General features: G+C 61.9%; 9 protein-coding genes. 4 read left to right on the plus strand and 5 right to left on the minus strand.

Annotated features, from left to right (window positions below; genetic code table 11):
* Window positions 1–3 precede the first annotated feature (3 nt).
* Window positions 4–5160, minus strand: a complete 5157-nt coding sequence (locus NL123_RS13930; protein ID WP_494358031.1) for a dermonecrotic toxin domain-containing protein — start codon at window positions 5158–5160, stop codon at window positions 4–6.
* Window positions 5161–5349: 189 nt separating this feature from the next.
* Here NL123_RS13930 and NL123_RS13935 point away from each other — a divergent pair, with 189 nt between their 5' ends.
* A complete protein-coding gene (locus tag NL123_RS13935; RefSeq protein WP_494358032.1) occupies window positions 5350–6378 on the plus strand; it encodes an Ldh family oxidoreductase in 1029 nt (342 codons plus the stop codon).
* A gap of 33 nt (window positions 6379–6411) precedes the next feature.
* Here NL123_RS13935 and NL123_RS13940 read toward each other — a convergent pair whose 3' ends face one another.
* On the minus strand, window positions 6412–6732 hold the full coding sequence (locus NL123_RS13940; RefSeq protein WP_032887039.1) for an ElaB/YgaM/YqjD family protein: 321 nt from the start codon (window positions 6730–6732) through the stop codon (window positions 6412–6414).
* 163 nt (window positions 6733–6895) lie between these two features.
* Between NL123_RS13940 and NL123_RS13945 the strand changes: the two genes are divergently transcribed.
* The gene (locus NL123_RS13945; RefSeq protein ID WP_058424873.1) at window positions 6896–7150 is read left to right on the plus strand and encodes a hypothetical protein; all 255 of its coding nucleotides are present in this window, start codon (window positions 6896–6898) and stop codon (window positions 7148–7150) included.
* Here NL123_RS13945 and NL123_RS13950 read toward each other — a convergent pair.
* Window positions 7122–8036, minus strand: coding sequence for a LysR family transcriptional regulator (locus NL123_RS13950; RefSeq protein ID WP_248481931.1), 915 nt, complete (start codon window positions 8034–8036; stop codon window positions 7122–7124). The two genes, NL123_RS13945 and NL123_RS13950, sit on opposite strands and share 29 nt — an antisense overlap.
* 84 nt (window positions 8037–8120) lie before the next feature.
* Here NL123_RS13950 and NL123_RS13955 point away from each other — a divergent pair, with 84 nt between their 5' ends.
* Complete coding sequence (locus NL123_RS13955) at window positions 8121–9047, plus strand: carbon-nitrogen hydrolase family protein (protein WP_248481929.1); 927 nt, start codon at window positions 8121–8123, stop codon at window positions 9045–9047.
* A 27-nt stretch (window positions 9048–9074) separates the two neighbouring features.
* On the opposite strand, the gene NL123_RS13960 is transcribed toward NL123_RS13955, so the two are convergent.
* Both NL123_RS13960 and NL123_RS13965 read right to left on the minus strand, forming a co-directional pair.
* Window positions 9075–9536 carry an LEA/WHy family protein gene (locus NL123_RS13960; RefSeq protein WP_248481927.1) on the minus strand — a complete coding sequence of 154 codons (462 nt, stop codon included), beginning with the start codon at window positions 9534–9536 and terminating at the stop codon, window positions 9075–9077.
* A gap of 12 nt (window positions 9537–9548) precedes the next feature.
* The gene (locus NL123_RS13965) at window positions 9549–10976 is read right to left on the minus strand and encodes a nucleobase:cation symporter-2 family protein (RefSeq protein ID WP_058424869.1); all 1428 of its coding nucleotides are present in this window, start codon (window positions 10974–10976) and stop codon (window positions 9549–9551) included.
* 234 nt (window positions 10977–11210) lie between these two features.
* Here NL123_RS13965 and NL123_RS13970 point away from each other — a divergent pair, with 234 nt between their 5' ends.
* Complete coding sequence (locus tag NL123_RS13970; protein ID WP_494358033.1) at window positions 11211–12836, plus strand: methyl-accepting chemotaxis protein; 1626 nt, start codon at window positions 11211–11213, stop codon at window positions 12834–12836.
* Window positions 12837–12855: the final 19 nt, after the last annotated feature.

Here is a 12855-nt window from a genome sequence, read left to right on the forward strand (position 1 = left end):
GCTTCAGGCTCCCGGGTCCAGTTCTCGACCCAGGTGAGTGATCATGTAGGCGATTGAATCGGCGTTGGCCAGGATGATGTTGATGCGTTTGCTGTCGTCACTCATGAATACCTGGCGCGCATCGTCGAGTGTCTTCGCGCCGGTGATGTTCAACACCCGGGTGCGTGCGGTCCGGGAGGCGTGGCGCCTGCCCAGTTCTTCGAATTGCTGCGCGTAATCGTCCCAGACCTTGAACAAGATGACGCCGGGTGTCTGGGTAGACAGGGCGTTCAAGCGCAAGTGATCCAGTTCGGCATGGAGTTGCCTGCCACGCGGGGATTGCACATTGATCAGGTCGGTAAACGGCCGCATGCTGTCCAGGTAGGCCAAGTCTTCAGAGTCAGACACCAAGTGGGTCAACTCGTGGATCAAGGTCGTGGCGCGTGCGTGGGCCATGATGTTGAAAGGGGCATTCAAGCGGTTCTGGTACATGTCCAGATCGGGGGCAAAAAAACGGTCGAGCAAATAGATTTTTTTGTCGATGTCGTTGGGCAGGGTGAAGGCAATCAGGTGTTCCGGGCTGTAGCGCGCGGTCCCCGTGACAAAGCGTATCGAGTCAGGATTGATCAACGTGGGGTTCACCAGTTCGTTCAACACCTCATCGATCCGTGTTTCCACTTTGCCGACGTGATCGGGCGTCAAGGCATGAACCCCGAACAGCTCGGTAAAAAAGCGGCCCAACCGGCTCAGCGGGTCGCGCGTGAGCGCGAAGTTGAGGATGTTGCGTTTGCAGGTCACCGTGTAGTACGTGGCGACGTTGAGCGCCTCGTTGATGCACTGGGCTTTCCAACTGGACAGTGCGGCGATCTGCGTCATGCCGACCGCTTCGATATTGATCGAGCCCCATTCCCCTATGCGAGTCGCGGCCCGGCCGGCAAACCGCGACATCGATTTGCCGAAACGAGGATCACGGTTTCGCAAATCCAGCACCCATTGATTGGACGGCGTAAGCGCCAGCCCAGGCCCTGACTCTTCATCGCGGTGGATACGCCAGTGGGTACCGGCGTTTCGCGCCGGGTAGACTTTGCCTGCCACCGGCACGTAGTCCCGGCCAGTGTCCACATGGTGATAGACCTGGGTCTTGGGGTCGTGCCTCAGGTCCGTCAGGGCGACTTCGTGTTGTTCGAACGCCTGCAGGTGGGTGCGCTGCGGGGCGGTGATATCCAGCGTGGCGAGGGTGGTAGTCGCAGAGGCCTGCGTCCAGTCATTGTCATCAAAGGTGGTCGCAGGTTCACTGTCCGGGTACAGCCGGTTGAGCGCCTTGCGCAAGGACGCCAATTCGGCCACGCCGCCGACAAAGGTCCTGAGTGCCTCGCCCCAGCGATGTTGTTGCAAGTGTTCACTCGAGGCCTTGAACAGCTTGTAGCTGCGCCACACCACCAATGGGTACGCGAGCTTGCCGGCCATGAAGGTCAGCGCATTCGGAACACCCTTGTGCAGCAGGCGACCGACCACTCCCCATTGCGCCGCGCCTTGCTTGTCGAATTGACAGGCGAGCATTTTCGTCAGCAGTACGACGTTGTCCTTGAACAGGCGCATGAGAATATTGCCCAGGATGGGAGCAGACCCCAACCGAATGTCCGCCGTGTCGCGCCGATGCTGCGCCAGCAGGTTTCGATAGGTGGCCTGGTGGGGTGGGTCCAACTGTTGGAGAACCCATTCCTGCAAGTGCCCTGGGGTGGTGAGTTCACTCAGCAAGTCTTCTTCCCGAGCGTACTCGCGCAGTACATGGTGCGGGCTGTAGGGCGCGTATAACACCCAGGGGCCTGTGGCATTGGCCTGCGGCCCGATCAGGTAGACACCCTGCACGTCGGCCACTGACGCGCCGGCTGTGGCAACCAGTTGCAAGGGGCGAATGCACGCTGTCACGCCACTGACTTGCGCACGGGCGACCGCGTCGGGCATGTCGAAGACCTGCTGGATAAACCCCCAGGCCGTGGCGGAAATCCGTTCTTCGAGTTTTTCCTCATGGGCGTATTGCAGCAACTGCCAGGGCATCTGCCGGCAGTAGCGTTGCCGGCGTGTTTGTGCGTCTTTGTCCGTGGCCAGCAGGTGGGTGGTCAGCCACGTCTGATACACCGATTTGAGGTCCAACTGCTGCACCAGTTGTACCACCGCTGTGCCGTCCAGCGTCGCGGGCAAGGGTGTCGCGGTGCGCGAGCGTGGGTGGATTTCATCGGCCTGCAGGTCGGGCAGGTGACGCTGGGCAAAGTCGGTCAGGCTCTGGGTGTTGCCGTTCAGCGCCTTGCGGATCGGGACCAGGATGTTGTCGGGGTGCAGTCCCAGGCCTGGGAAACGTGCTTCCAGCAGCGTGACCAATGCAGCGCTGACCTGCTCGTTCAGTGGTGTGATTCCGTGCAGGTAATCCTGTTCATCCGGTGCACTGACGCGATATTGCTCGAGCAATTCGGCGTGCAGGATCTGCTCATCGGGCGCCGCCATCCCCAGCCATACGGGGAGTGCCTGCTGGTTGGCCATGGCCCGTGCCAGTTGCATGGCCCTGGGCAGGTTGGTGGGCACGGCCTGCTGCATCACCACGTCCAGATAGTCCTGCAGGCGCCGCGCCCCCAGGTTCATCGCCAGCACCGTATCGACGTTATCGGTGAGGGTTTCGGTATGGCTTTGCAGGCGGTTGTCCAGCAGGTCGTCGTCGATACGTTGCAGTGGGCCGAGGGTGTAGGCCTGGTGCGGCGTGCGCAGGCGATTCGGCAGGTTTTCCAGGAAGGGCAGGCGTTGGATGGGGTCTTGCAGGCGTTTTTGCAAGGTTTCGCGCAGGTGCTGTATGGAGTTGAACACTTCATGACCGCGGCGGGGCGTCCACAGCACCGCCTGGCCGGAGCGCTGCGGGTCGGTGCCGCCGCGTTCGGTCAGCACCAGGCAGTTGGCCAACGGCTGCGCGGGTGAAGCGGCGTCAACCATCAGCGTCAACCCGTAGGCGTCCGGCAGGAAGCCATTCAAGGCGTGGCGCTTCACCCGCGTCAGGCTGTCGGTGCGCAATACGGTGTCGAGCATTTCCTGGCCGCGCTGCCTGAGGGTGTTGTCCAACCGGCGCAGTTCTGCCTCGCTGCGCAGCCCGAGCATCAGGGCGTGCCGCAGGTGAGCGCGATGACTGTTGAGGAACATCTGCGGGAGTGGGCGTACATCATGGTTGGCGAATGTCACCATCGCGCTGTCGATGATTGTGTTGAAGGTTGTCGTGGTCAGGCTGTTCAACTGTTTAGCGATACCGCTGCGAGGTGCGCTGTAGAACCCGACAGTGGTCGATTCGGGGACCGAAACGGCTTCATGCGCCAGGCGCTCGATGAAGTGCTCGACCATATTCAATGAGCGCAGAGGAGCACGTTCTTCGCGCTGTTGTGCGGCGGTCGCGTAGGTATTGATATTCACCTCGTCGGCCATCAACGGAAGTTGGTGTTTATCCAGCTCCGCATTCAGCGCATGGGCTGCCAACCGTCTGAGTGTCGGATGCGCCGCACGGTCCGAGGCCAGTGCCTGTTCAACTGTGTTCAACTGCTGCCATTGTTGTTTGGCGCGTTCGGCCTGCACCGTGGACGGGCGTCCATTGCTGCTGGTGATGGGGTGCAGGCTCCAGCGCCCGCCGGCGTCCAGCGTGTGCAGGCGATGGTCGATCAGGCCGCGTACATCCAGGGCACAGTCCAGCAGCGCTTCCAGGTTTACCTGGCCGTCGCTGCGACGGTACAGGCCCAGGGCGTATTCCATGTTGCTCAGTTGCTTGGCCGCAATGTCTTTGGCCAGTTCGGTAAAGATGTCGCCGTTGATGGGCACCCCGATGATCTGCAGCGGGTCAAGGCCGAGCAGCACATTGCGTTCATCCAGGGACAGGAAATTGAGTAACTCGTCCTCATGCCCGCTGGCCTTGAGCATGCTGATCAAGGTGGCGTTCAGATCCTCCATGTTCTTGAGCACCTGCAAGCCGCGGGTCTGGGTGTACAGGTAGGCGTGGCTATTGCTGATCATCAGTGTGCCAGCCAGGTCGACATAGTGCTGGGAGGGCGCGCTGACGCGGATCTTTTCGACGCGCAGGTTCTCGGCATGGGCGGTGCGCGCTGCCGCGTCCGGGAGAAACATGGCCAGCAACTGCTGGCTGTCTTCGGCGCTCAGGATGCCTTGTTGGCGCTTGAGCAGCAGCTCGGCACGGAACGTGTCGCTGAGGGTCTGGGCCACTAGCTCCAGGCGGGAGTGGCCGTCCTTGATGTCTTCGTTCCAGTAGGTCTGCAACAAGCTGCCGAGCAGCTTCGACAGGATTCCCGCTGTCTGCTCCACCACGCTTTCCCAGCGACGCTGGTCCTGGGCCACCTGTGTCGGCGTCCAGCCCGAAGTGACCTGTTTGGGATGGGTAAAGGTGCGCGTCTGCCCGATGGGCCAGGACTGTTTCAAGTAATAGTGGAGCAAGGCCTCGCTCAACGGCACGGAGGCCAGCCATTGCGGGTCGGCAGTAGGCGCTATGTCACTGAGCGCAAAGCTGTTCATGCGTGTATCGCGGTGATCGAGGCTGGGGAAGTAGGCGCGCGCCATGACGGCCAGGGACGTGTCGAGCATCGTTGGCAGCCCGGGAATACGACGCAATTGGTCGAGCATGCCCTGCACGTTGTGCAATTGGGCGTGCTGGATCGCCTGCTCCTGATGTTGCATCACCGGGCCTTCAATGGCCTGTGCCGCCACGGTCGGTGCTTTGGCAGCGTCCAGGGTTGCGCGCTGGGCAATCGACAGCAAGCGCAGCAAGTCGGCGCGGCGTGAGCGGTCCTTCAGGCGCTCGGTGATCTCGGTGAGCACGTCGGCGCGGCTGTCGAACACTTCCAGGCCGTCATAGGGCGTATAGAGCAGTGCCTTTTGCCCGTCGGGGCTGGGGCTCATGATGAACGCGCCGGCGAGGGGGATGTCCGGTTTCTGGTTGATCTGCAGCAGCAGGCTTTCCACGACCATAGGCGCTTCCTGGTGCACCGGGTTTCGGCGTGCGTGGTCGGTCGCGTAATACAGGCGATGCAGCCAGTCCAGGTCCTTGACGGTCAACCCCAGCGCACGTTCTCGCGGTGTGGGTTCGTCTCGTTTTATGGGCAGCAGGAATTCATCGAAGAAGTAGGGAGGGGTGACCCGGGCCATTGCATACTCACCGTCATTGTATGAAGGCCTCAGGGTAAGGAGGGCCGGTTCGGGCTCGGCGGTAAATAAGTGCAGCGGTGGGGGCTGATGCACAAACAGACGTTGACAGCATGCGCGGGCCGCGTTGTTTAATCGTGGGCCTGGATTTCACGCTGGTTGCCCCTTCCAATCATAAAATCGGAGCTTCAGATGTCACAGGTCCATGAGCAGGCTACGGCCCGCATCGGCTTTACCGAACTGGTGGCGTTGCTTCATCAGGTCTTCGTGAACCATGGCACCTCCCCCGAGGTGGCCGCGATCCTGGCGCGCAACTGCGCCTGTGCCGAGCGCGATGGCGCCCATAGCCATGGGGTGTTCCGTATTCCCGGTTACCTCAGCACCCTGGCCAGCGGCTGGGTGGATGGCAAGGCGGTGCCGGTGGTCACGGATGTCGCCTCAGGGTTTGTTCGCGTGGACGCAGCCAACGGCTTTGCGCAACCGGCGCTCGAAGCCGCCCGCGCGCTGTTGGTGGAGAAAGCCCGCAGTGCTGGCATTGCGCTGGTGGCGATCCACAACTCCCACCATTTCGCCGCCCTGTGGCCGGATGTCGAGCCGTTCGCCGAAGAAGGCCTGGTGGCCCTGAGCGTGGTCAACAGCATGACCTGCGTGGTGCCCCATGGCGCCGACCGCCCGTTGTTCGGCACCAACCCCATCGCCTTTGCCGCACCTCGCGCCGATGGCATGCCGATTGTGTTTGACCTGGCCACCAGCGCTATCGCCCATGGCGATGTGCAGATCGCCGCGCGCAAAGGCGAGCGCCTGCCGCCGGGCATGGGCGTCGACAGCCTGGGCCAGCCGACCCAGGACCCCAAGGCGATCCTGGAAGGCGGTGCACTCCTGCCATTTGGCGGGCACAAAGGGTCGGCGTTGTCGATGATGGTCGAACTGCTGGCTGCGGCGTTGACCGGCGGCAATTTTTCCTTCGAATTCAATTGGGCCGATCATCCGGGGGCGCGTACACCCTGGACCGGCCAACTGTTGATCGTGATCGACCCGAGCAAGACCGCCGGGCAAGCGTTCGCCGAGCGCAGCCAGGAGCTGGTGCGGCAGATGCATGCGGTGGGGTTGCGGCGTTTACCGGGGGATCGGCGCCATCGCACACGGGCGAAGTCGCAGGAGCAGGGGATCGAAATCGATCGCAAAGAGTTGGCACACTTGCGGGAGATCGCGGGACTTTAAACAGGGCTGCGCCGCTGGCGCAGCCCGTCTTGCTTAGTTGCGGCGACCGAGCAGCAGGCCGACCACCAGGCCAAAACCTGCGGAAATCGCCACGGTCTGCCATGGGTGGCCACCGATGTAGGTCTCGGTGGCGTCCACCACCGGCTTGCTGCGTTCGCGCACATTGGACACCGAGTCCAGGGCTTGCTTGAGCTTGATGGCGACCTGCTCACGCAGGGTTTCGCCTTCTTCGCCGACCAGGGCGGCGCTGCTTTTGAGCAGTTTGTCCGATTCTTCGATCAGCGCGGTCAGTTCGCTGAAGGCTTGGTCCTTGATTTGGTCTTCGACGGCTTGGGCAGCGGTTTTGCGGGCCATTGTGTGACTCCTTGCGAGTGAATGTGGCAGTGAACAATGGAGTGTCGGCCAGCGGCAAAAGTTGCAGTTTTTTTGCCGCTGCCTGTTCTTGAGCAAAATCCGGATCAGGAAATTTCGACCTACAGTGTAAGATGTCACCTATTTGTGCAGCAGGTAATTCAACATGAGCTTCAATCTCGCCAACAAGACCCTCGCCGAACGCGCCGAGCTGGAAGATGAAAAGTCCCGCCTCTACGACCTGTGGCAAACCAACCTGGGCAAGGCCAAGGGCGAAGCCGCACGCTTGTTCGGTGAGCGCGCCAAGCGCAAGGGCAAGTGGGCCGAATGGGTCCGCGCAGAGCTCGACGGCATGTCGCCGCCGGAGTTCTCCAACATGGTGCGCAGCGAAGTCAACAAGCTGATGGCGGCCAACAAGTAAAGCTCGCCACGATCGCTTCACGCACTTTCAGCAACAACGGATCAAGCTGCGCCTGGGTACGCCAGCCCAGCTCCACCGGGTAGCGCGGCAGTACCAGCGGGCAGGGCAACACGCGCAGGCCGGTCATCTCTGCAATGGCCTGGGCCGCATGCCCCGGAATTGTGGCTACCGCTTGGCTGCCCTTGAGCAAAAACGGTAGCGCGGCAAAGTGGCTGGTCGACGCGCACACCTGGCGGCTCAGGCCCTGCGCCGCCAGGCCTTCATCGGTGATGCCGATAAACCCGCCTGACGACACCAGAATGTGCTCGCGCGTGACGAACTCGTCCAGGCTGATGTGTGCCTGGTCCGAATCCACCAGGCAGCGATAATCACCTTCCCCCAGCACCTGGCGGCTCAGCCTGCCCTGGGCAAAACCGCCGGCGGTAATTGCCAGGTCCAGTGTGCGGTCGAGCAGGGCACCGGCGACGATCTGGCTGTGGGTCTGACGGAAAATCACCCGCAATTTGGGTGCACGCTGTGCAATCGCCTCTATAAGACGGCGGCCATAGGCCAGCTCGAAATCATCGGATAACCCAAGCACCACCGAGCGGCCCTGATACTGCTGGTTATCCGGATTGACCATTGCCAGGCTCTGCCGACAGCGGTCCAGCGCCTCACTGATCACCGGTTTCAACTGGTTGGCCCGCAACGTCGGCGCCAGGCCGCGCCCGGTACGCACGAACAATTGATCCCCATACACCTCGCGCAAGCGCCGCAACCCCGCGCTGATCGCCGATTGCGTGACGCCCAGGCGCAAGGCTGCGCGACTGGCGCTGGACTCGTCGTGCAGGGCTTCGAAGGTTTTCAGCAGGTTGAGATCGATCTGGGCGATATTCATCTGGCTCATATCATTCAGCACTGAAGTGGGCTTTATTCATGATCGAGGCTGGCGGGAGAATGGGCAACCCCCCCTTTATTTGGAGTGATCGTGATGCCTGTTTCTACTGTGGCAGCCCTGCAAATCGGTTCCTTGCCCGGCGGCAAGGGTGAAACCCTGGCGCAAATCCTGAGTTATGAGGACCAGATCCTGCGCAGCGGCGCGCAATTGGTGGTGATGCCTGAAGCGCTGCTGGGTGGCTACCCCAAGGGCGAGGCGTTCGGCACACAGTTGGGTTACCGCCTGCCGGAAGGCCGCGAAGCCTTCGCCCGTTACGTTGCCAATGCCATCGATGTCCCAGGTGTGGAAACCGAGGCGCTGGCCGGCCTGTCGGCGCGTACCGGGGCCAGCCTGGTGCTCGGTGTGATCGAGCGCAGTGGCAGCACCCTGTATTGCACCGTGCTGTACTTCGAGCCGGCGGGCGGCCTGGTGGCCAAGCACCGCAAGCTGATGCCCACCGGTACCGAACGGCTGATCTGGGGTAAGGGCGATGGCTCGACGCTGCCAGTGATCGACACAGCGGTGGGCCGCATCGGTGGCGCAGTGTGTTGGGAAAACATGATGCCTCTGCTGCGCACGGCGATGTATGCCAAGGGCGTGGAAGTGTGGTGCGCGCCGACGGTGGATGAGCGTGAGATGTGGCAGGTGAGCATGCGTCATGTGGCGCATGAAGGGCGTTGCTTTGTGGTCAGCGCGTGCCAGGTCCAGGCCTCGCCTGAGGCGTTGGGTATCGAGGTGGCCAACTGGCCTTCAGACCGCCCTTTGATTGCGGGCGGCAGTGTGATTGTCGGGCCGATGGGCGACATTCTCGCCGGGCCGTTGCTGGGAGAGGCCGGGCTGCTGACGGCCCGCATTGATACCGATGAGCTGGTGCGCGCGCGGTACGACTATGACGTGGTGGGGCATTACGCCCGGCCGGATGTCTTCGAGTTGACGGTGGACGAACGCGCCAAGCCTGGCGTGCGCTACATCACCGACTGAGCACAACCTTGTGGCAAGCCGTGTCAATTACCAGGTGGCGGTATTGGGCAGGTTAAGCGTGCCACGGTCCACAAAGCGCATCGTGCCGAACAGCCCACCCGCCAGTTTGCCTCGCAGCACGTAGGGCAGGTTGTTCAGGCTCTGGGTCTGGCTCAGGCCCAGGGTCTGACGCAACACGGAGAACGCCGAAACACTCACCGGGACCATCAGGACGGTCTCGGAGAAACGCGGGATGGAGCCGCTCTGGTCACTTACCCCTGATGCCAACGGCCGGCCATTGACCTCCAGGTCCAGGGCCACGCCGTTGTAGTCGATCGCCGTTTCATTGGGGTTCTGCACCCGCAGCTTCACGGCGAAGCGCACTTCCAGGTCCTGGCTTTGCAGCGGCTCGATGCCGACCACATTGATGTTCACCGGATCACGGTTGGGGAACAGCGCACAGGCGCTCAAGCTCAGCAGCAACAGCGATAGAACCATGAGCCTGCGCATACAAAGGTGCTCCTATTTCGTGACGTCCGGGTCCTGCATCACTTTGAGGGTAGAGGACTCCGGATCAAATTCATCTTCTTCCAGCTCTATGAACTCTTCCGGCAGGAAAATGTTCAGCAGGATTGCACAGAAAGCGCCCACGGTGATCGGCGACTCGAAGATGTTGTGCAGCGCCTTGGGCAGCTCGCGCAATACTTCCGGCACCGCGGCGACGCCCAGGCCCATACCGAGGGAGATCGCCACGATCAGCACATTGCGCCGGTGCAACCCGGCTTCGGCAAGGATCTTGATCCCGGCCACGGCCACGGTGCCGAACATGATCAGTGTGGCGCCGCCCAACACCGGTTTGGGCATCAGTTGCAGTACCGCGCCGATCATCGGGAACAGCCCCAGCAGCACCAGCAGCCCGGCGATAAAGTACGCCACGTAGCGGCTGGCCACGCCGGTCAACTGGATCACGCCGTTGTTCTGGGCGAAGGTCACCATCGGCAGGCTGTTGAAGGTGGCGGCCATCGCCGAGTTGAGGCCGTCGGCCAGCAGGCCGGACTTGATGCGCTTGATGTACAGCGGGCCCTTGACCGGCTGTTGGGAAATCATCGAGTTGGCCGTCAGGTCACCGGCTGCTTCCAGCGGCGAAATCAGGAAGATCACCGCCACCGGGATAAACGCCACCCAGTCGAACGAGAAACCGTACTTGAACGGCACCGGCACGCTGATCAGCGGCACTTCAGGCAGCGCCGCCATGTCCACGCGGCCCAGCAGCCAGGCCACGACGAAGCCCAGGGTCAGGCCGATCACGATCGAACCCAGGCGCAGGAAGGGGTTATTGAAGCGGTTGAGTACCACGATGGTCAGCAGCACCAGCGCCGCCAGGCCCATGTTGCTCGCGGCGCCAAGGTCGCTGGCGCCAAACCCGCCGGCCATGTCGGTGACTGCCACCTTGATCAGCGACAAGCCCATCAGCGTGATGATGGTGCCGGTGACCACCGGGGTGATCAGTTTGCGCAGCTTGCCGATGAACTGGCTCAGCACCACCTCGATAAACGCGGCGAAAAAGCAGATACCAAAGATCGTCGAGAGGATCTCGTCAGTGCCGCCACCCCGGGCCTTGACCATGAAGCCCGCGCTGAGAATCACGCTGATAAACGAGAAACTGGTGCCTTGCAGGCACAGCAGCCCCGAGCCGATCGGGCCGAAGGTGCGCGCCTGCACAAAGGTGCCGAGCCCTGACACGAACAGCGCCATGCTCACCAAGTACGGCACTTCGCTTTCCAGGCCCAGCACGCCGCCGACGATCAGCGTAGGCGTGATGATCCCGACGAAACTCGCCAACACATGCTGCAGTGCGGCAAATATGGCGGCGGTGAAGTGCGGGCGGTCTTCCAGACCGTAGATCAGGTCGGATTTATAGCGGGGGCGCGGAGCTTGAGCGTCAGACAAAATGCGGGCTCGGGTCAGAAAATGGAGGCGCAGGATGCCAGAAACTGCCTGTCGTCAGAAGTGTAAAAAAATATTTATAAAGCCCCCTGCGGGAAACCACAGCGCCGGCCGATAGCGTGGTCAGGCCCACATACTAATGACAACGGTGGTGACCAAGGTCTGGGCAGTGCGTTGACGCTGACAGATCGTTTCGCGGCACGGACGCGCGCAGACACTACTTTTGAGAGCACCCCCATGTCCATCCGTAATCTGAATATCGCTCCTCGCGCTTCTCTCGGTTTCGCATTTATTGCTGTGTTAGTGGTTGTATTGGGGGTATTTGCGGTCAACCGTATGACGCTGATCCGCCAGGCCTCGGTGGACATGAGTACCAATCAACTGCCGAGCGTGACTTCACTGTCGGTGATCACCGAAAACGTGCTGCGTATGCGCATCCTTTCGTTCCGCGTGCTGGTCAACCGTGAGCCTGCCGGCCTTCAGGAAGCTGAAGTGCGTATCGGCGTGCTGGCCGACAAGGTGAAGACCGCCCAGGCCAGTTACGCAGCCTTGCCTGCCGGGCCCGAGGAGGCCGCCCTGTACAAGGTATTCACGACCACCCTGGACAACTATCTCAAGGCTCAGGCCGAGATGCTGGCGCTGTCCAGGCAGAACAAGGTCGATGAGATGCGTGCCCTGATCAATACGCGGATCAAGGACGGTACCGACCAGATGGGCGAGCAACTGAACAAGCTGATCGCTATCAATGCAGCGGATGCCAAGCAAGCCAACGAGGAAGCCGGGCAAAATTACAGCAGTGCCATCACTGGCGCTATTGTCGTTTCGGTTGCCGCTGCATTGCTCACGGTATTGCTGGCCTGGCTGCTGACCCGCAGCATCGTCGCCCCCTTGCGCAAAGCCGTGGAAGTGGCCGAAACCATCGCCGGTGGCAACCTGACCAAGACCATTGAAGACGACGGCAAGGATGAACCGGCGCGCTTGCTGAATGCGTTGTCGACCATGCAAGGCAACCTGCGCCAGACCATCCAGCACATTGCCGGCTCGGCCACCCAACTGGCGTCTGCCGCTGAGGAGTTGAGCGCGGTCACCGAGGAAGCCTCCAAGGGCCTGCAGCAACAGAACAATGAAATCGACCAGGCCGCCACGGCGGTCAACGAGATGACGGCGGCAGTGGAAGAAGTGGCGCGCAACGCGGTGTCCACCTCCGAGGCGTCGACCCAGTCCAACCAGGCGGCGCGGGAAGGGCGCGACCGTGTGGTGGAAACCGTCGGCGCGATCCAGACCATGACCCAGGACGTGCAGAACACTGCCGCGATGATCGAAGGCCTGGCCACCCAAGGCCGGGACATTGGCAAGGTGCTGGACGTGATCCGCGCGATTGCCGAACAGACCAACCTGCTGGCGCTTAACGCCGCCATCGAAGCGGCGCGTGCCGGTGAAGCAGGGCGTGGCTTTGCGGTAGTGGCCGACGAAGTGCGGGCATTGGCCCACCGTACGGCGCAGTCGACCCAGGAAATCGAGAAAATGGTCGCCGGTATCCAGAACGGCACCGGTGAAGCCGTGCAATCGATGCAACAGAGCAACCAGCGTACCCAGGACACCCTGGAAATGGCCCGCGCCGCCGGTGTGGCCCTGGAGCAGATCACCCAGTCCATCAGCCTGATCAACGAGCGTAACCTGGTGATCGCCAGCGCTTCGGAAGAACAGGCCCAGGTGTCCCGCGAAGTGGACCGCAACCTGGTCAATATCCGCGACCTGGCGACCCAGTCGGCGGCGGGTGCCAACCAGACCAGCGCGGCCAGCCATGAGCTGTCGCGGTTGGCGGTGGACCTGAATGGGATGGTGGCGCGGTTCGTTATCTGACCTGAAATAGGGTCAAAAG

This window comes from Pseudomonas sp. FBCC-B1565, assembly GCF_059133265.1.